The sequence below is a fragment of the [Clostridium] scindens genome (genome assembly GCF_019597925.1).
Classification (GTDB): domain Bacteria; phylum Bacillota; class Clostridia; order Lachnospirales; family Lachnospiraceae; genus Clostridium_AP.
The window spans coordinates 3,296,969-3,316,879 of record NZ_CP080442.1 but is presented as its reverse complement, the minus strand read 5'-3'; the positions used below and the strand labels follow the sequence as shown (position 1 = coordinate 3,316,879).

At 49.6% G+C, this 19,911-nt stretch carries 20 protein-coding genes, 1 tRNA gene and 1 other annotated feature; of the genes, 18 read left to right on the top strand and 3 right to left on the bottom strand.

Translation table 11 applies throughout. The annotated features are described in order from the left end of the window. The first annotated feature begins 32 nt into the window (after window positions 1-32). Window positions 33-282: a binding site (T-box leader), on the top strand. A gap of 84 nt (window positions 283-366) precedes the next feature. The 15 genes from K0036_RS15905 to K0036_RS15840 all read left to right on the top strand — a co-directional run bounded on the left by K0036_RS15905 (window position 367) and on the right by K0036_RS15840 (window position 14,500). Continuing rightward, the gene (locus K0036_RS15905; protein WP_025642123.1) at window positions 367-3,018 is read left to right on the top strand and encodes a valine--tRNA ligase; all 2,652 of its coding nucleotides are present in this window, start codon (window positions 367-369) and stop codon (window positions 3,016-3,018) included. A 15-nt stretch (window positions 3,019-3,033) separates the two neighbouring features. Beyond that, window positions 3,034-5,238, top strand: a complete 2,205-nt coding sequence (locus K0036_RS15900) for an LTA synthase family protein (protein WP_173694475.1) — start codon at window positions 3,034-3,036, stop codon at window positions 5,236-5,238. Continuing rightward, window positions 5,225-6,565, top strand: coding sequence for a bifunctional folylpolyglutamate synthase/dihydrofolate synthase (locus tag K0036_RS15895; protein ID WP_220430151.1), 1,341 nt, complete (start codon window positions 5,225-5,227; stop codon window positions 6,563-6,565). The genes K0036_RS15900 and K0036_RS15895 overlap by 14 nt, the downstream gene beginning before the upstream one ends. After that, window positions 6,558-6,692, top strand: a complete 135-nt coding sequence (locus K0036_RS19180) for a hypothetical protein (RefSeq protein ID WP_004607343.1) — start codon at window positions 6,558-6,560, stop codon at window positions 6,690-6,692. Before K0036_RS15895 ends, K0036_RS19180 begins: the two co-directional genes overlap by 8 nt. A 20-nt stretch (window positions 6,693-6,712) precedes the next feature. Continuing rightward, window positions 6,713-8,089, top strand: a complete 1,377-nt coding sequence (locus tag K0036_RS15890) for a tetratricopeptide repeat protein (protein ID WP_025642133.1) — start codon at window positions 6,713-6,715, stop codon at window positions 8,087-8,089. 87 nt (window positions 8,090-8,176) lie between these two features. Beyond that, window positions 8,177-8,488, top strand: coding sequence for an anti-sigma F factor antagonist (spoIIAA, locus tag K0036_RS15885; RefSeq protein ID WP_009248197.1), 312 nt, complete (start codon window positions 8,177-8,179; stop codon window positions 8,486-8,488). Next, complete coding sequence (gene spoIIAB / locus K0036_RS15880; protein ID WP_220430150.1) at window positions 8,489-8,944, top strand: anti-sigma F factor; 456 nt, start codon at window positions 8,489-8,491, stop codon at window positions 8,942-8,944. Then, a complete protein-coding gene (locus tag K0036_RS15875; RefSeq protein WP_220430149.1) occupies window positions 8,923-9,636 on the top strand; it encodes a SigF/SigG family RNA polymerase sporulation sigma factor in 714 nt (237 codons plus the stop codon). Before spoIIAB ends, K0036_RS15875 begins: the two co-directional genes overlap by 22 nt. A gap of 72 nt (window positions 9,637-9,708) precedes the next feature. Continuing rightward, window positions 9,709-9,864, top strand: coding sequence for a hypothetical protein (locus tag K0036_RS15870; protein WP_196813506.1), 156 nt, complete (start codon window positions 9,709-9,711; stop codon window positions 9,862-9,864). 2 nt (window positions 9,865-9,866) lie between these two features. After that, window positions 9,867-10,541 (top strand): stage V sporulation protein AA, encoded by a 675-nt coding sequence (locus tag K0036_RS15865; RefSeq protein ID WP_025642140.1) that lies wholly within the window; start codon window positions 9,867-9,869, stop codon window positions 10,539-10,541. Further along, window positions 10,501-10,917 (top strand): stage V sporulation protein AB, encoded by a 417-nt coding sequence (locus K0036_RS15860; protein WP_173694472.1) that lies wholly within the window; start codon window positions 10,501-10,503, stop codon window positions 10,915-10,917. Before K0036_RS15865 ends, K0036_RS15860 begins: the two co-directional genes overlap by 41 nt. 13 nt (window positions 10,918-10,930) lie before the next feature. Further along, complete coding sequence (locus K0036_RS15855) at window positions 10,931-11,404, top strand: SpoVA/SpoVAEb family sporulation membrane protein (RefSeq protein WP_044955170.1); 474 nt, start codon at window positions 10,931-10,933, stop codon at window positions 11,402-11,404. A gap of 1 nt (window position 11,405) precedes the next feature. Beyond that, a complete protein-coding gene (locus K0036_RS15850; protein ID WP_025642143.1) occupies window positions 11,406-12,410 on the top strand; it encodes a stage V sporulation protein AD in 1,005 nt (334 codons plus the stop codon). A gap of 16 nt (window positions 12,411-12,426) precedes the next feature. After that, window positions 12,427-12,783, top strand: coding sequence for a stage V sporulation protein AE (spoVAE, locus tag K0036_RS15845; RefSeq protein ID WP_025642144.1), 357 nt, complete (start codon window positions 12,427-12,429; stop codon window positions 12,781-12,783). A gap of 76 nt (window positions 12,784-12,859) precedes the next feature. Beyond that, entirely contained in the window at window positions 12,860-14,500 is a 1,641-nt protein-coding gene (locus K0036_RS15840) for a Na/Pi cotransporter family protein (RefSeq protein WP_025642145.1), read from the top strand. A gap of 30 nt (window positions 14,501-14,530) precedes the next feature. On the opposite strand, the gene K0036_RS15835 is transcribed toward K0036_RS15840, so the two are convergent. After that, window positions 14,531-14,827: a hypothetical protein gene (locus tag K0036_RS15835; RefSeq protein ID WP_025642146.1), complete on the bottom strand. Its 297-nt coding sequence runs from the start codon at window positions 14,825-14,827 to the stop codon at window positions 14,531-14,533. Window positions 14,828-14,901: 74 nt separating this feature from the next. Continuing rightward, window positions 14,902-14,972: transfer RNA gene (locus tag K0036_RS15830), tRNA-Gly, on the bottom strand. A gap of 121 nt (window positions 14,973-15,093) precedes the next feature. Between K0036_RS15830 and K0036_RS15825 the strand changes: the two genes are divergently transcribed. The 3 genes from K0036_RS15825 to K0036_RS15815 are packed head-to-tail and all read left to right on the top strand — an operon-like array spanning window position 15,094 to window position 18,682. Further along, window positions 15,094-15,807: an ABC transporter ATP-binding protein gene (locus K0036_RS15825; RefSeq protein ID WP_025642148.1), complete on the top strand. Its 714-nt coding sequence runs from the start codon at window positions 15,094-15,096 to the stop codon at window positions 15,805-15,807. Window positions 15,808-15,810: 3 nt separating this feature from the next. Further along, the gene (locus tag K0036_RS15820) at window positions 15,811-17,304 is read left to right on the top strand and encodes a COG1361 S-layer family protein (RefSeq protein ID WP_220430148.1); all 1,494 of its coding nucleotides are present in this window, start codon (window positions 15,811-15,813) and stop codon (window positions 17,302-17,304) included. After that, on the top strand, window positions 17,270-18,682 hold the full coding sequence (locus K0036_RS15815) for an ABC transporter permease (protein WP_220430147.1): 1,413 nt from the start codon (window positions 17,270-17,272) through the stop codon (window positions 18,680-18,682). The genes K0036_RS15820 and K0036_RS15815 overlap by 35 nt, the downstream gene beginning before the upstream one ends. Before the next feature lie 775 nt (window positions 18,683-19,457). Here the strand turns inward: K0036_RS15815 and K0036_RS15810 are convergent. Beyond that, complete coding sequence (locus K0036_RS15810; RefSeq protein ID WP_009248191.1) at window positions 19,458-19,721, bottom strand: hypothetical protein; 264 nt, start codon at window positions 19,719-19,721, stop codon at window positions 19,458-19,460. Between the last annotated feature and the right edge of the window lie 190 nt (window positions 19,722-19,911).

The window sequence follows — 19,911 nt, the reverse complement described above, 5'->3', positions numbered from 1 at the left end:
TTTCGATGGCTATGATATTCAATAGTTTATACGTAAAGGCATTGAAGAAGAGGAGTATGCATAAGTTCGTTTTCGAAAGAGAGAGTGGCCCGGAGGCTGAAAGGCGCTTGAAGACAGAGATGCAGAAGGTAGCTTCCGAGCCGGACTGTTGAACATCCATACGGGCTCCCGAATGGTGCTAGATGGTCCCGGAGTCGTTCCCGTTAAAGAATAAGATGAGATGTATAGAGGAAGTTTCTTCTATATAATAAAGGTGGTACCGCGACTACAATCGCCCTTTACGTAATGTAAAGGGCGTTTTCATTACAGTAAAATGTGAAAAAACTGTGAAGAGATGTGTAAGACACGATTTATGAGGAGGAAACTATGAGTCAGAAGTTAGAGACAACCTACAACCCAAAGGAGATTGAATCTAAGTTATATGAGAAATGGTGTGAGAACAAGTATTTCCATGCCGAAGTGGACAGGAGCAGGAAGCCGTTTACTACGGTGATGCCGCCGCCGAATATTACCGGCAAGCTGCATATGGGCCATGCGCTTGACAATACGCTGCAGGATATCCTGATCCGTTATAAGAGGATGCAGGGATACAACGCGCTATGGGTTCCTGGGACAGACCATGCGGCGATCTCTACAGAAGTAAAGGTTACCAACCAGTTGAAAGAAGAAGGAATTGACAAGAAGGAACTGGGACGCGAGAAGTTCCTGGAGCGGACCTGGCAGTGGAAAGAGGAATATGCAGGTACGATCGAGGGCCAGCTTAAGAAGTTAGGCGTATCCTGCGACTGGGACAGAGAGCGCTTTACCATGGATGAGGGATGCTCCAAGGCAGTAGAGGAAGTATTCATCAAACTTTACGAAGAAGGATATATTTACAGAGGCTCCAGGATCATCAACTGGTGCCCGGTGTGCAAGACCTCTCTCTCGGATGCGGAGGTAGAGCATGAAGAGCAGGACGGAAACTTCTGGCACATCAAGTATCCTATCGTAGGCAGCGATGCCTATCTGGAAATTGCCACCACCCGTCCCGAGACGATGCTGGGCGATACTGCGATCGCAGTACATCCGGATGACGAACGCTACAAAGACCTGGTAGGAAAGAAAGCAATCCTTCCGCTGGTGAACCGGGAGATTCCGATCGTAGCGGATTATTATGTAGACAAGGAATTTGGTACCGGAGCGGTTAAGATCACGCCGGCTCATGACCCGAACGACTTCGAGGTGGGCAAGCGCCATAACCTTCCGGAGATCAATGTGATGAATGACGATGCCACCATCAATGAAAATGGCGGCAAGTACGCCGGAATGGAACGTTATGAAGCAAGAAAGGTAATGGTTAAGGAACTGGAAGAGCAAGGCTACCTGGTGAAAATAGTTCCTCATTCCCATAATGTAGGTACCCACGACCGCTGTCATACGACGGTAGAGCCAATGGTTAAGCAGCAGTGGTTCGTAAGGATGGAAGAACTTGCGAAGCCGGCCATCGAGGCGGTGAAGAATGGCGATCTTAAGTTCGTGCCAGAGCGTTTTGATAAGATCTATCTGCATTGGCTTGAGAATATCCGTGACTGGTGCATATCCAGGCAGATCTGGTGGGGGCACAGGATTCCGGCCTACTACTGTGATGAGTGCGGCGAGATCGTCGTATCCCGCGGCGTGCCGGAGAAATGCCCGAAGTGCGGATGCACGCATTTTACCCAGGATGAGGATACCCTGGATACCTGGTTCAGTTCTGCGCTGTGGCCGTTCTCAACATTGGGATGGCCGGAGAAGACAGAGGATCTGGATTACTTCTATCCTACGGATGTTCTGGTGACCGGATACGATATCATCTTTTTCTGGGTAATCCGCATGGTATTCTCCGGATATGCCCATACCGGGAAATCTCCGTTCCATACCGTATTTATCCACGGCCTGGTAAGAGACTCCCAGGGCCGCAAGATGAGCAAGTCATTGGGCAACGGCATCGATCCGCTGGAAATTATCGAGCAGTATGGCGCGGATGCCCTGCGTATGACTCTGATTACCGGAAATGCGCCGGGCAATGACATGCGTTTCTACAATGAAAGGGTGGAGGCGAGCCGGAACTTTGCCAACAAGGTATGGAATGCGTCCCGTTTCATTATGATGAATATAGAAGATAAGGAGATCACGGAGCCGACCGATTTCAAATTACGCCCGGCAGACCGCTGGATCATGTCCAAGTGCAATAACCTGGTAAAAGACGTAACCGAGAATATGGATAAGTTTGAACTGGGAATCGCGCTGGCCAAAATCTATGATTTTATGTGGGACGAATTCTGCGACTGGTATATCGAGATTGCAAAATACCGTATCTATCATGCAGAGGAAGATCCGAAGTCAGCCAATGACGCGATGTGGACGCTGCGGGAAGTGCTGAAGAAGTCGCTGAAGCTTCTGCATCCATATATGCCGTTCGTATCAGAGGAGATCTACGGCAAGCTGGTGCCGGAAGAAGAGTCTCTTATGATGTCCGAATGGCCAAAGTATGATGAGAAGTGGAACTATCCGATCGCGGAAACTATTGTAGAGCATTACAAAGAGATTATCCGGGGAATCCGGAACGTGCGTGCAGAGATGAACGTGCCGAACTCCAGGAAGGCAACCGCCTATGTGGTATGCGAGGATCAACAGCTCTGCGCGGGACTGGAATTCTTAAGGAATTCCGCCCAGTCTATGGCAGCAGTCAATGATCTGGTTCTCCAGCATGATAAGACGGGCATCGCGGATGACGCGGTATCTATCGTAGTGCCGGACGCAACCGTATATCTGCCATTGGAAGAACTGATTGATTTTGAGCAGGAGATCGAGCGCCTGAGCAAGGAAGAGGCAAGGCTTGAAAAAGAGATTGCCCGTGCATCCGGAATGCTGAACAATGAACGATTCGTAAGCAAGGCGCCGGAGGCAAAAGTTCAGGAGGAACGCGACAAGCTCGAGACATATAAACAGATGATGGAGCAGGTCAAAGAAAGGCTTGCGGGGCTAAAAGCAAAATAGTCATAAGGGGATATTATGAAGAAAATCCATATTAAGAAGCCTGATATCAAAGGGGCGTTTCATAAACTGAAAAATCTGAAGAAAGAAGATGTGAAGGCAGCATGGAAGGCAAGAAGGGAGCGGCGGGCCCGGATTATCGAGGAACGCCGCAACAGCGCCTTTGCCAGGAAGATGAAGCCGGTCTATGCGTTTATGAACCGGTTTTCCCTGGTGTTCCATGCGCTGCTGGCATGTATCATTAATTTTGCCATAGAAGCGATATCCAGACATTCGGTGTTCGAGGCCTGGAATTATATGACAGGGACGCCAATGGTGTTTTTGTACAATGCTTTTATGATATTCATCACATTTTCCATCGTCTATCTGTTCAAGCGAAGGGTATTCGTCCGCATCATCATCAGCGTGCTGTGGATGGTCCTGGGCGTGGCAAACGGATATATGCTTATGAAGCGGGTTACGCCTTTTAACGCCCAGGATCTTAAGGTAGCGAAAGACGGACTTACCCTGATCAATAACTACTTTAATGGATTTGAACTGACCGTCCTGATTATCGGCATCGTCTCCGTTATCATATGGGTGATCTCCATGTGGAAGCGGGGAGGCCAGTATGAGGGAAAGATACGCCGCGTGTGGGCCCTGGTGGGCATCGTCATCTGCTTCGTGGCATATGGCTTCGCATCCGACCTGGCGGTAGAGAAGCGGGTGGTATCCACCTATTTTGGAAATATTGCATTTGCCTATGAAGACTATGGCCTTCCATACTGCTTTATGGCAAGCCTTTTTAATACAGGCATTACGGAACCGAACGACTATAGCAAAGAGACGATTGCCAAGATCAGCAATAACGGAGAGATCACCAAGAATGAGACGGGCCGTACAGAGGAAGAACTTCCGAATATCATCTTCGTTCAGCTGGAGTCTTACTTTGACGTGGATGAAGCCGAATTCTTTACTACTTCCCAGGACGCATGTCCAAACCTGCATGAGATGTACAAGAATTATTCATCCGGTTACTTTAAGGTGCCGTCCGTAGGAGCTGGCACGGCAAATACAGAATTCGAAGTGCTGACAGGCATGAACCTGAGGTATTTCGGGCCTGGAGAATATCCCTATAAGACGGTTCTTAAGGATCAGACCAGCGAGAGCGCGGCGACTGCCCTGGCAGCGCTTGGGTATGGAACCCACGCGCTCCATAATAACGGAGGAAACTTCTACAGCAGGGCAAGAGTATTTAATAATATTGGCTTTGACAGTTTTACCAGCAAGGAGTTCATGAACATTCTGCAGACCACGGAGAATGGATGGGCCAAAGATGATATTCTGGTGCAGCATGTGATGGACTCTATGAATACCACGGATGGAAGAGACTTTGTCTTCGCCGTCAGCGTGCAGGGCCATGGCGACTATCCGGAAGAAAAGGTGCTTGAAAATCCCGCCATCCAGGTGGAGGGGATCGAGGACGAGGCAACGAAGAACAAGTGGGAGTACTATGTGAACCAAGTCTATGAGATGGACCAGTTCGCGGGGAATCTTGTGAAAGCCGTGGAAGACCGGGGAGAGCCCTCCGTCATCGTATTCTACGGAGACCATCTTCCTACTATGGGACTGAAGGCGGAAGATCTGAAAGGGCGTTATCTTTACAACACGAATTATGTAATCTGGGATAACATCGGACTTCCAAAAGAGGACCGCAATGTTCCGTCCTACCAGATCATGGCGGATGTATTTGACCGCCTGGATATTCATTCCGGAACGGTATTCAATTATCACCAGGAGAGAAGAAAGACCAAGAATTATCTGGCCGACCTGGAACTTCTGCAGTATGACATCCTGTATGGAAAACAGTACGTATACGACGGCAAGCCGCCAATAACGGAAGGCCACATGGTGATGGGCATCAAGGATGTATCGCTGAAGAACGTGGTGCCGCATCTGGATGGCGGCTATAGCCTGTATGGAGAGAACTTTACGAAGTCCAGCAAAGTCTATGTAAACGGAGAAAAGCAAAAGAGCAGTTTCTTGAACAATACAAGGATTGACATCTCGGAGACAGAACTGGTCAACGGAGATGTAATCGTGGTCAGCCAGGTGGGCTCAAGCAATACCATCTTCCGTTCATCTGATGAATATATTTACCAGGATGGGCAGCTGATCCTCCAGGAAGGAACTGCAACTGATAAGACCAAGTCCTGGGTAGAGCAGACGGATGGAGACGAGTAAGATGATGGCAGCAGGATTCACATATGATGAGGCAGTAGCATATATAGAGGAACTTCCCAAGTTTACGAAGAAGCATTCCCTGGATCATGTCAGGGAGTTCTTAAGAAGGCTTGGGAATCCGGCCTCTGACCGCAAGATCGTTCATGTGGCAGGAACCAATGGAAAAGGATCGGTGTGCGCATATCTTCAGGCCATCCTGATGGCGGAAGGAAAGCACACCGGATTCTTTACCTCCCCCCATCTGGTATCCATCAATGAGCGGATTCGCATGGACAATATACAGATAGACAATGAAGCATTCCTTGAAGCGTTCGGCCAGGTGCAGGGGATGGCAAGGCAGATGGAAGAAGAGGGATTGGATCATCCCTCTTATTTCGAATTCCTTCTTGGCATGGGGATGACGGCATTTGCCAGGACGGATGTGGAATATATCATCCTGGAAACCGGCATCGGCGGAAGGCTGGATGCCACCAATTATATCGAGCATCCCGCGCTTGCGGTGATCACGTCCATAAGCCTGGACCACACAGATATCCTGGGAGATACGATCGAAGAGATCGCGGCGGAAAAGGCCGGGATTATCAAGCCGGGCGTTCCGGTTTTTTTCGACGCAAGCAATCCTTCGGCCTGCGAAGTCATCCAAAAGACAGCCGCAAAGATGCATGCGCCCTGTAGAGAAATCTCGAAAAATGCGTACGAAATCCGAGAAGTTAACTGGAAATATATTGCATTTTCCCGGGCAAATGCGTATGATAAAGATGTTATCTACCGAGTGCCGATCTGTGGATGCTATCAGGTCATGAATGCCCAGATAGCCCTGGAGGCAGCCGAGTATCTCCTCAAGGATGAGATGATCCATAAAAGCCGCTGGGTGGATGCGATCGGATCTATGCACTGGGAAGGCAGGATGGAACGGGTGGCCCCGCATCTTGTCATCGACGGAGCGCACAATCCGGGAGCCGTGGAGGCGTTCGCAGAAAGCGTAAAAGCGCTTGGCGCGGATGAAGGAGAAGGTCCGGTCATCATCTTTTCGGCCGTGTCGGATAAGAAATATGAGCAGATGATAGAATACCTGTGCAGGAATATGAATGCCAGCACGTATATCGTCACGGAGATTGAAGACAAGAGAAGGGTTCCGGCAGAAGAACTGGAGCGCCTATTTAAGAAATATACCAGGAAGAAGGTGTATAGAGCCGGGAGCCTGAAAGAAGCGTTAGAAAAAGCGGAAAGCGAGCGGGTGGACGATGGCGACATCTTTTGTCTTGGCTCGTTGTACCTTGTAGGAATGGTAAAGAAGTTACTGGCAGGAGGCGGTTACCATGCTTAATTTTGAAGAAGAATTGAAGAAATTCCAGCCGAGCCTGGAAGTGGAAGATATAGAGGATGCTGTCTATCAGGAAGACTTGACGGATATGACGGACATTTTACGTGAGATGATTGAACAAACCAAGTAGAAGAGTACAGAGGGTAGTATATGGATTATACAACAAAACTGGCGTACCAGTCGAACTACTGGTATAACGACGGATTGAAGAAGGCCAATATCCGGGATCTGTCGGGAGCGGTCGCATCGCTTAAGCGCAGCTTACAATATAATAGGGCTAATATAGCTGCCAGGAATCTGCTTGGACTCGTCTATTACGGCAGAGGCGATGTGATAGAAGCGCTGGTAGAATGGATTCTGAGCAAGAATTTCCAGTCCCATGAAAATATAGCGAATTACTATATTCAGAAGGTTCAGGAGACCCAGGGCGAGCTGGAGGCGATCAACCAGGCAGTCAAACGGTTTAACCAGGCTCTCGGCTACTGCCAGCAGGGCGGCGAGGACCTGGCTGTGATCCAGCTGAAGAAGGCGGTGGCGATCCACCCTAACTTTGTGAAGGCCTATCAGCTTCTGACCTTGATTTATCTGGATACGGAACAGTATTCCAAGGCCCGCCAATCCATCAGGATTGCCCATAAGCTGGACAAGACGGACGAGATCACGCTGCGCTATATGCATGAGCTGAATCAGGTGCGCAAGTCGAGGACAGCCAAGATCAAAGAAAAAGAAGGAAAAGAGCAGCAGACGGTTACCTATAATATAGGAAATGAGACGATCATCCAGCCGGTATCTTCCAGTTACAAGGATAACGCGGGGCTTCATACGATCGTCAATATAGCGATCGGGCTGGTGGTAGGCGTGGCAGTCATGTGGTTTCTGATCATGCCGGCCATCACGGCTTCCAGGCAGGATAAGATTAACCGCCAGACCGTGGAATTCAGCGATCAGATCGCCACACAGAAGGCACAGATCAGCGCCCTTAAGAAGGAACTGGAAGATTACCGCTCCACCAGCGAGGAGACCGAGAGCGCCCAGGCCACTGCGGCCTCTACACAGGAGAGTTACGAGATTGTCATGAATATCAGCGCCCATGTCAACAAGAATGATATGAGCGATGCGGCCATGCTGGAGGAACTTCTGAAAGTGAATCCGGATTCCCTGGGAACTGTGGGGAGAGAGCGATTCGAGGAGATTACCGGGGACTTATACCCCCGGATGTGCACGAACCTGTTTGCAACGTCGCAGCAGAACTTTGAAGTAGCCAACTATGATACGGCTATCACGAACCTGGAACAGGTTATGAAGATGGACGAAGGATATAATGACGGGGCAGCCATGCTGCTTCTGGCACAGTCTTATGAGAAAAAAGGAGACCAGGACCAGGCAAACGTCAAATACCAGAAGATTATAGAGTCTTATCCGTCAACGGATGCGGCCGAGGCCGCCCAGCAGGCGCTGGATGCCCAGAATTCCGGCAAAGCGCAGGATGGCGGGCAGGACGATGGACAAAGCGGTACAGGAGAATAATAACTACGATACGAAAGAGAAGGATATGCAATCTGGGATTGCATATCCTTTTTGCGTCGAAAGGACAAAATAAAAAGGAGGATGAATATGAAGTATCAGGTACAGGAGAATTGTCTGACGGTATTTCTTCCGCATGAACTGGACCACCACAATGCGGAAGAAATCAGAAAGGAGTCGGACCATCTGATCGAGCGCAACCACATCCGCTATGTCATCTTTGATTTTGCGGAAACAAATTTTATGGACAGTTCAGGAATCGGAGTGATCATGGGGCGCTATAAAAGAATCTATATGCTGGGAGGAGAGGTGTGCGCGGTGCACGCGAATGAAAGAATGAAGAAGATATTGACCATGTCTGGTGTCACAAAAATAATGCAGATATATGAGGAGGAGAAGTAGATGGAGAATACCAATGAAATGCAGTTAATCTTTGACAGCCGCTCATCCAATGAATCCTTTGCCAGGGTGACGGTAGCGGCCTTTATGACATCCCTTAATCCTACGGTGGAAGAGGTATCGGATGTAAAGACGGCGGTGTCGGAGGCGGTGACCAACGCCATCATCCATGGATATGAGAGCGAAGTACATAACATCTATATCCGCTGCCGCACAGAAGGCAAGACCCTCTATCTTGAAATTGAAGATGAAGGGAAGGGAATCGAGGATGTCAAGCAGGCGATGGAGTCGCTTTTTACCACGAAGCCGGAATTGGAGCGGTCGGGAATGGGATTCTCTTTTATGGAAGCCTTTATGGATAAGCTGGAAGTGGAATCAGTCCCGGGCAAAGGAACAACGGTAAAGATGGAAAAAACAATTGGAAAAGGACGTAGACTATGGACCACACAATCGCTTTAATTCAGAAGTCTCACGACGGGGATGAAGAAGCAAGAGCACGATTAGTGGAGGAAAATGCAGGCCTTGTATGGTGCATTGTAAAAAGATTCTATAACAGGGGCGTAGAGGCGGAAGATTTGTTCCAGGTCGGGAACATCGGACTTCTAAAGGCCATAGACAAGTTTGACATGTCTTACGACGTGAAATTTTCTACGTATGCCGTCCCGATGATATCCGGGGAGATCAAGCGCTTTCTGAGAGACGACGGGATGATCAAGGTCAGCCGTTCGCTGAAAGAACTGGCATACAAGGCATATCTGTGCCAGGAAAGGCTGCAGGAGCAATGGGGCAGAGATCCTACGATTACTGAAATAGCAGAGAGCCTCAATGTAGAGCGCGAGGAACTAACCATGGCACTGGATGCCAGCGGCGATATCGAGTCCCTCCATAAGCCGATCTACCAGAAGGAAGGACAGGAGATCCGCCTGATGGACAAACTGCCGGAGAAGGAAGGCGGAGAGGACAAGATCCTGAATCACATGCTGCTTCAGCAATTGCTGAATTATCTGGACAAAGACGAGAGGCAGCTGATCTATCTGAGGTGTTTTGCCAACCAGACCCAGACCCAGGTAGGCAGGGAACTGGGCATATCCCAGGTCCAGGTATCCAGGATGGAAAAGAAAATTTTAAAAAATCTTAGAGAACGAATATGACAGGCACGCCATGTATATTTTTCCCGAAACCATCCATACTAACCCACAAAAGGAATAAAGAAGGTGGAAAGTATGGATGAGGCAAGGAAAAAACTCAGGGTGTGCCTGATTTGCGTCGTAGCGGCCGCGATCATCATAGGATTTATCTATTATTTCGGCGATGTCAAGAGCAGGAATCATGTAAGTGAGGGCACGCTCGTGACAGTCAGTATGGAAAGCAGGGGGTAGTTATGGCGGCAAATAGCGAAACCGTATATATAAAGGCGGATAGAAATGTAGAGGTCACCAAGGCGGAAGTAACCCTTGGCGACGTAGTGACTATGGAATGCGCGAATCCGTCCGTAGTTCCAAAACTGAATACGATCAAGCTTTTAAAGTTCCATCATACGGATAAGAAGCACCAGAATCGAACCACGGTGTCCATCCTGAGGGTTATTGAATGCATCCATGAGCAGTTTCCCAATATGGATGTCCAGAGCATGGGAGAAGCAGACTTTATCGTTACCTATGAGGAGCAGCAGACTGCCGGAGGCGCCGTGCACCTGATGAAGGTGGTGGGCGTGGTGATCATCAGCTTTATCGGCGCGGCATTCTCCATTATGGCGTTCAACAATGACGTGGGGACGACCAAGATGTTCTCACAGATTTATGAACTGGTCACTGGCAAGACGAACAGCGGATTTACGATTCTGGAACTGACTTACTGTATTGGACTTACGATAGGAATACTGACATTTTTCAATCATTTTGGAAAAAAGAAGTTTTCGGTAGACCCAACTCCTATGGAAGTGGAAATGCGTTTATATGAGAATGATATCCAGACGACCCTGATAGAGACATATTCCAGAAAGGAGAAAGAACTGGATGTGGGCAGCACAAATACTACTGGCAATCATCGGTCTTAGCGCCGGCGTGGCGGTTGCAGGGGGATTGTTTTCCTTTGTGATCGGGCTGGGCGTTGTATCCGACTTTGCGGACAGGACCCATACCGGAGAGCATATCCTTCTGTATGAAGACAGCGTGGCCCTGGGAGGAATTCTGGGGAACATATTTTTTATCTATCAGATCTCGATTCCCCATGGCGGGTGGCTTGTGCCAATCTTTGGCCTGTTCGGGGGAATCTTCGTAGGGTGCTGGTCCATGGCGCTGGCAGAGATATTGAATCTGTTCCCGATCTTTATCCGCAGGATCAAGCTTCTTCGCTGCATTCCCTATATTATATTGGGAATGGCGCTGGGAAAAGGAATCGGAGCATTCATATTCTTCTTCAACCGGTGGTAGGAATTAAATGATTATGGAGGAAACAAAATTGGATAAGCAAAGACAGCAGCAAGCATACGAAAATTATGTAAAACAGAAGACGCCGGTCCACAATCTTCCGGCCAATATGGCAAAGGCTTTTGTGACCGGCGGAGCCATCTGCGTGATCGGACAGGCAATCCTTAATTTCTGCGATAAATCAGGACTTGATAAGGATATCAGCGGAGGATGGACCTCCATGATACTCGTTCTTTTAAGCGTCCTTCTGACAGGGTTTAACATTTACCCAGGGATAGCGAAATGGGGAGGTGCCGGCGCGCTGGTACCCATTACCGGATTCGCCAACTCTGTGGCCGCTCCAGCGATCGAATACAAGAAAGAAGGACAGGTCATGGGCATCGGCTGCAAGATCTTTACCATTGCAGGCCCGGTCATCCTGTATGGAATATTTACCAGCTGGCTACTGGGGCTTGGCTACTGGATATTGAAGATAAGCGGGGTATTTTAATATGATAAAAGGACAGCAAAGCATTCAATTCGAGGAATCTCCATTTTTGATCAGCAGCGCTTCCGTGGTAGGAAAAAAGGAGGGAGAAGGACCTCTGGGCAAGATGTTCGATATGGTAGAGAGCGAAGATCTCTTTGGCGAGGACACCTGGGAAGCGGCGGAGAGCACTATGCAGAAGGAAGCGTGCCTTCTGGCGATGGGGAAAGAGCATCTGGAGCCTGCAGACATCAGATATCTCTTTGGCGGAGACTTGCTGCGCCAAGGAATTGCCACGTCAATTGGAGTAGAGGGGCTGGGAATCCCTATGTTTGGACTGTTTGGGGCGTGCTCTACGGCAGGGGAAGCTCTGGCACTCGCATCTATGAGCGTTGCGGGAAACTATGGGGATTATATGATGGCAGTTACTTCCAGCCATTTTGGAAGCGCGGAGAAGGAATTCCGTTTTCCGCTTGGATACGCGAACCAGAGGCCGCTGTCCGCACAGTGGACGGTGACCGGAAGCGGGGCCTTTATACTGGGAAAAAAGCGAAGCCACGTGAGGATAACCGGAGTCACCATCGGCAAGATTGTGGACTATGGTCTTAAGGATTCCCAGAACATGGGAGCCTGTATGGCGCCAGCAGCCTGCGACACCATCATCCAGAACCTGGAAGACTTTGGATACGCGCCGGAAGATTACAGCCGGATTATTACCGGGGATCTGGGATATGTAGGTCAGAGTATTCTGTTCGATCTGATGAGAGGCAGAGGGTATGACATCAAGAAGAACCATATGGACTGCGGCATGACCATCTTTGACCAGCAGACGCAGGACACCCACGCGGGGGGAAGCGGCTGCGGCTGCGCGGCCACTACGCTGTCGGCCTATATCCTTCCGAAACTGATCAAGGGGGAATGGAAGCGGATCCTATTTGTCCCCACGGGAGCGCTGATGTCCACCGTCAGCTTCAACGAAGGTGCCAGCGTGCCGGGAATCGCCCATGGAATCGTGCTGGAACATTGCTAGCAGGAAGGAGAAAAGTATGGATTATTTAAAAGCATTTTTGATCGGAGGATTGATCTGCGCTCTGGTGCAGATCCTGCTGGATCGGACGAAACTGATGCCGGGACGCATCATGGTGCTTCTGGTGTGCGGCGGAGCCGTTCTGGGAGCCTTGCAGCTGTACCAGCCGTTCCAGGACTTCGCCGGAGCCGGGGCAAGCGTTCCGCTTACCGGGTTTGGGAATCTTTTATGGAAAGGCGTCAAAGAAGCGGTAGAGAAAGAAGGATTTATCGGAATCTTCCTGGGCGGCTTTAAAGCCAGCGCGGTTGGAATCTCGGCGGCACTGATATTCGGCTACCTGGCATCCATGGTATTTGATCCTAAGATGAAAAAGTAAAAAAACTGGTTGTTTTCTCTATTTGTTAATGGTATTGTAGAAATAGTGAGTTTATTTGTACATTAGGAGGAAACCAATGAATTACTTAAACATCATCATACCTTTTGTAGGCGGGCTTGGAATGTTCATCTATGGTATGCAGATCATGGCCCAGGGCCTCGAGAATGCGGCAGGCAATAAGATGAAATCCCTGCTGGAAGTGCTGACGAAGAATAAGCTGATGGGAGTGCTGCTTGGAGCCGCGATCACCGCGGTTATCCAGAGTTCCTCAGCCACTACGGTCATGGTCGTGGGATTTGTAAATGCGGGAATTATGAATCTGACCCAGGCTATGGGCGTCATTATGGGAGCGAATGTAGGTACCACTGTAACCGGATGGCTGGTATCTTCTGTCGAGTGGGCCAAGTTCCTAAGTCCGGCCACTCTGGCTCCGATCGCGGTCATGCTGGGCGTGATCATCATGCTGACCGGGAAAAGACGCTCATCCAAAGAGATCGCCAGCATCGTCGTAGGCTTTGGCTTGTTATTTATTGGTATTACAACTATGTCATCGGCAGTAGCGCCGCTGCAGGAATCAGAAGGATTCCGCAGTATCTTTGTTACACTGGGGAATAACCCGCTTCTTGGAATCCTGGCAGGCGCCCTTGTGACGGCGATCATCCAGAGTTCCTCGGCTTCCGTGGGTATTCTGCAGAGTCTGGCAGCAGCAGGGCTGGTGCCATTCAGTGCTGCTATCTACATTATCATGGGACAGAATATCGGTACCTGTATCACTGCAATCCTGTCAAGCCTTGGCGCGAAGAAGAACGCCAAGACGGCCGCGTTGATGCATCTGCTGTTTAACATCATTGGTACGATTATATTCAGCGTGATCGCTATCGTCTACTTTGAAGTCCTCCATCCGGAGGCAGGCGTTGGCATCATCACGCAGACGGAGATCAGTATTGTTCATACGGCATTTAATATTGGCACGACGGTGCTTCTCTTCCCGGTATCCGGCTGGATTATCAAGCTGGCTAAGAAGATCGGGCGCGTGGAGGAGGATACCCGGGACAAGAGCAAGGTCCTTTTGGACGACCGTATCCTGGAGACGCCAAGCATTGCGCTTCAGTCTACCGTCAGAGAAGTGGCTCGTATGGGCGAGATCGTAAAGGACTCTCTGGATGTTGCCAAGACGGTTCTCTTTACGCTCAAGGATGAGGATATCCAGTTCCTGAAGGAAGAAGAGACTACGGTGGATAAGCTTAGCGCGGGCATTACCAACTATGCGATCAAGCTAAGCGCTCTCCAGATCAGCGAGAAAGAGCATCAAGATGTGGCACACCTTCTTCAACTGGTGTCGGATATAGAACGTATCAGCGATTACTGTGAGAATATCTCTGAATTTGCGGAGACGCTCTATGAAAAGAAGGTAGCATTCTCCGAAATCGGAAGTTCCCAGTTAAAAGAAATGCTGGATGTATGTATTGACAGTTATAAATATGCCTTGGAGGCATTTGAAGAGAAGAGTAAGGAAAAGGCTTTGAAGGTGATTGAAAAAGAGACCCAGGCAGACGATCTGGAGATCACGCTTCGAAGCAGGCACATCAAGCGCCTGACGAACAACCAGTGCAATACGGAGGCTGGGATCGTATTTCTGGATACCCTGGTGTGTCTGGAGCGTATTTCAGACCATGCCCGCAATATTGCGGAAGAAGTGCTGGAAAGTGTTGCATAATAAGAGCGCCGGTATACGCCGGCGCTTTTCTTATCTTCCAAGGAAATGCTTCATCTTGTCTTTTTCTGCTTTATTGAATTGGACGCGTCTTTCTTCGTAAATGGCATTGAGCCAGTCCACCGCCGCATTAAGGCCGTCCTGGGTAAACGGAAAGTCTTTCTGCTCCTTCTGGTCATCCGGGGTTGCCTCAAAGCACCAGGGTTCCGAATAGATGTATGCATACAGCATATCATCCTTCGCGTTAAGGTAATATCTCATGCCGCAGTGAGAGCCTGAAAAAGGCTCTTTTTTTAATGCTTTTATGGATAATCCGATGGTTGGTATCATGTCCGCTCCTTCATAGGCTATCGTATTAAGAAAGGCTAAGAATACACAACGATTGTATTCCCAGCCTGGAAAAGAGCAGATGACGGGAATCGAACCCGCCTCCCCAGCTTGGGAAGCTGGTATTCTACCGATGAACTACATCTGCACAAGACATATTATAATACTTTTTTCACAGAAATGCAATATTAAGAAATATTTCATAATTTTCTACTGAAAGTTTTTCAATTTCTACTGTATACTTAGAACACATATGACAGGAGGGGCTTATGGGAAAAGTAATAGAAGTAAGAGATCTGTATAAGTTATACCGGGTAGGGGATGAGATTGTCCGAGCGCTTGACGGGGTAAATTTCGATATCTGCGAGGGCGAATTCTGCGCGATCGTCGGAACGTCCGGCTCAGGCAAGTCTACCTTGCTGAATATGCTGGCAGGCCTTGAGAAGCCCACGAAGGGAAGCGTAGTGATCGCAGGGCAGCACATTGAGACCTTGAACGAAGACCAGCTGGTGCGGTTCCGACGCGATAACGTAGGATTCATCTTCCAGTCTTTCCATCTGCTGGGGACTATGAACGCGGTGGAGAATGTGGCGCTGCCTCTAAGCTTCCGTGGGATTCCAAGGGATATCCGATTGAAGAAGGCTGACAAGATGCTGGATCTGGTCAACTTAAAGAAGCATAAGAAGCACCTGCCCAACCAGATGTCCGGCGGGCAGCAGCAGAGGGTAGGCGTAGCAAGGGCGCTGGTGGTGGACCCGAAGATCATATTTGCCGATGAGCCAACCGGGAATCTGGATTCCCACACTTCGGAGGAAGTGATGGAACTGATGCAGAAGGTGGTAAGGGAGCAGAAGAAGACGCTGGTTATGGTAACCCATGACGAGCATCTGGCGAATTACGCAGACAGGATCTTCCACATCCGGGATGGAAAGATTCTTAAGATAGAAGAGAACCGGGAAAAAATATTGAGGGAGGATATGTAAGACATGAAAAAATTAAAACAGATACTATCAGGAGTATTTATTGCGGCCCTGGTGGCGGTATCGGCGGTGCCTGCCCAGAAGGCGGAGGCGGCAGTGCCGGAACTATCCATCGCATCCAAGGACAACAAGGTGCCTGTATATCAGGCGGGAAAGGCCCAGAAGTGGACGCTGGTGGTATCCAATCATACCGGCCAGGATATGGGAAATGTAGTGATAGCGCCAGAACTGGGAGATACCGGGGATGCATGGCCATTTCAGACGGATTTCCAAAGTTACCGCACAGCCATCAGCATACCGGCCAACTCCCAGAAGGAAGTGGTATTTGAATTTACCCAGAGAGAAGATGTGCCTACCGCCAGATACACGCTGGTATTCAAAGGATACATTGGCGATGATCAGGAGGCTAAGGTAACCCAGAATTTCTACGTGAATACGACGGCGAAGCCGGAGGAAAAGAAGGACAGCACGCCTGGCGGAGGTTCTGACCAGCCGCAGGCCGTCTACGCCGGAGGAGATGAGGGCATCGAGGCCGGTGGATTCAGCAATGGCGGGGCGTCCTTCAGTGGCGGCGGCTCGGAAGGCTCCGGGTCTGTCCCAAGGGTCATTGTCACCGGATTCACCACGGATCCTGCGGAGGTGCGTGCTGGGAGCGACTTCACGCTGACTATTCATCTGAAGAATACTTCCAAGTCCACCAAAGTCAGCAATATGCTGTTCAATCTGAACGCTCCGACGGAAGGAAAGGATGAGCAGACCATGGCTCCCGCATTCCTTCCTACATCCGGCGCGAGTTCCATTTATCTGGACGGAATCGCGGCCAATGGAACGGCAGATATATCCATCCAGCTCAACGCCAAGGCTGACCTGCTTCAGAAGCCTTACAGCATCGACATGGGCATGAAGTATGAAGACGCCAATGCTGCCCAGATAGAAGCGGCTTCCAGCATCTCGATCCCAGTCAAGCAGGATGCCAGGTTTGAATTCAGCGATTTTGATATCAGTCCGCAGGCCATCGCGGTGGGAGAAGAAGGAAATGTTTCCTGCAGCCTCTATAATCTGGGACGCATCAAGCTATATAATGTAAAGGCTACCTTTGAAGGGGCCGGCATTAAGAAAGAAGAAGTGTTTGTAGGAAATGTAGAATCCGGCGCGACGGCATCGATTGACGCGATGCTGGAAGGCAAGAAGGCAACTAATGGGCCGGCAAAGGTTACGATGACGCTGGGTTACGAAGATGAGGCCGGAAAAGTTTCTACAACCACCAAAGATCTTCAGCTGGAAGTGACAGAGATGAGCGCGGACGATGCCGCGATGATGGAAATCCCGGAAGAAGAGCAAGGCAAAGTCCCGGTAGTGCCGATTGCAGTCGCTGTAGTGATCATTGCAGGGATTGCCGTGACAGTTGTCATCATAAGAAAAAAGAAGAAAAAGCAGATGCTAAATGAAGAGGAGGGATTGCTGGATGAATTGGATGGACCTTCTGAGGATGAGCACTAGCAACCTGAAACGGCGCAAACTCCGTACTTTCCTGACCGTCCTCGGAGTGGTCATCGGCACAGCATCCATTGTCGTCATGATATCATTGGGACTTGGAATGCAGCAGTCCCTGTACCGCGAGGTAGAGCAGTCAGGCGGCCTGACTACCATTAAGGTAAGCGGCGCGCAGGCAGGCAACTCTATGATGTACTCTTCCTCTAGGAAGGAAGAAGAGCAGCCAACCAAATATATTAATGATCAGCTGCTGGCCAGGCTGTCAAAACTGGAACATGTAACCCTGGCATCGCCGGTATATGAACTGCCGGTGGTACTGCTAAAGGGCGGCTACGAGGGCAACGGGCAGCTCCTGGCTACGACGCCGGAGGCCATGGAGGCAAGGAATATCAATCTGGCGGAAGGATCCCTGCCGAAGCCAAATTCCGGGCATTTGAACCTGGTATACGGCAATGGAGTCCTGACCATGTTCAATGAGAAAGGCTCGGGAAAAGGATATTATGAGACCGGAAGGCTGCCGGATATCGATCTGGCGAAAGATTCTGTATTCCTGATCCTGGATCAGGAAGGATATTATAGCCAGGGCAGCCAGAACGGCGGCGAAGCCTCCGGCAGTTCGGACAGCGGTGACGGGAAGCAGGCCCAGCCCAAGACCATAGCCAAGCATGTGGCAAAGGCAAGCGGAATCGTTGCAGGCAGCCCGGATGAATACAATGCCAATTACTATAACATATTCTGCGATCTAGATACCTTGAAGCAGATACTGAAAAAAGAGTTTAACGGAAGGGTGATCCCCGGGCAGCCGACGACAAAGTCTGGCAAGCCATACAAGGAATTCTGCTACTCTTACGCGCAGTTAAAAGTGGATGACATAGACAGTGTGGACAGCGTCGCCAGAATCGTCCGGGAGATGGGGTACAATGTGGAGACCAACGCCGAATATCTGGACAGCATGAAAGGCCAGTTCGCCATCGTCCAGGCCGTGCTCGGAGGAATCGGAGCAGTCTCCCTTCTGGTTGCGGCAATCGGAATTGCCAATACGATGATGATGTCCATCTATGAACGGACCAAAGAGATCGGCGTCATCAAAGTATTGGGCTGCAGCCTGAAGAACATCAAGCAGATGTTCCTGATAGAAGCGGCATTCATAGGCCTGATCGGCGGCGTCATCGGAAATATCCTAAGTTTCCTGATGTCCTTTGTCATCAATATCCTGACCGGCAATGGAGCGGCAATGGGCATCGATGGAAATATCTCGTACATCCCCTGGTGGCTGGTGATCCTGTCCATGGGATTCGCAATGCTGGTAGGCGTGGCCGCGGGATACTTCCCATCGCTAAGGGCAATGAGGCTGAGCCCGCTGGCGGCGATACGGAGCGAGTAAGGGAATTTATTGGGCGATATGGCGTGGCTTTATGGAGGACGGCCAGAGGCAGCCGGAGGGGCGGCGTTTGGCCTGACTCTCTTCGCCTGGACTTTGTAACTTCAAAAACTGTCCAAACGTGGCAACCGAGTCTATTCGCCGTGAAATCCTGAAGGGATTTCGCGGCTCAGAGACTCTTGGGAATTTTATTTGAGATAAAATTCCCATACCACGTTTGGGCAGTTTTTTCAGCAACAAAGTCCGGGGCTTATTCGACATGCCGAACGCCGCCCCTCCAGCTGTCTCTGGCCTGGCTGCTGTAAAGCCTTACCGAATATCGCCCGAGAGGGAATTCCTGCGTGGGTGTTGCGCGGGGGATTGTGTATTGAGGAGGAGATAAGGAATTTAAGTAAAGGTGGAATATATGCAATAGAGGATATGAGTGAACGGAGAATATATATAAATAAGGAATATAAGTGAATATGAGTAAATAGGGAATACGAAACGCCCTAGAACTTCAGGCTTAGAGTTGCTAATTGTCAGGTGTATAGTAGTGGCCGCACTCACGCTGAATTGCCAATAGCGTGGAGGAGCCCGGAAGGGGCTGGGGGGAATTTTGGAGGGAAGCGGAGGCGTCCGGAATATCCATGCCCGCGATGTTAGGCCTTGGGAGAGGAGTCAGCGGACGACTCTCCCAAAGCCTTACATCCCGGTGCATGAGATGGAGGCGCCGAAGCGTCGGAAAAATTCCCCCAGCCCCTTCCGGGCGTCTGCCACCACCAATTCCCAATTCCCCTCACTCCTCAATAACATGGATTTCCAGGTAATCAAAATCAATGGAATCCACAAAATTATCCTGTGTAAATCTTGCCTTATCATGTTTCTTAAATTCTTCGATGGTGGAATCCAGCCAGATGGGCTTGCTCAAATCAAATTCATAGCAGATGGCATCCAGCGCGTTGAATATTTTATGCGTACGGGTGTCCTCGGTATCATCGCAGATGACGGTATCCCTAAGCATCCTGTTGTCTTTAAATTCTTTTCCCCATAATCGGAACATATGCATACCTCGCTTTAGTTAATGAATACCTAAAAGTATATCCATTTTAGAATGCGCTGTAAAGCATTAAAAGGAAAAAGATGCGGGTTTTACGCCGCATCTTGAGGAAAGGGAATGAAAAAAACAATCTATATAAATTTAAGTTAACGTCTTTCATTTGATATTTACAGTATATAAGTTAAATGTGTCC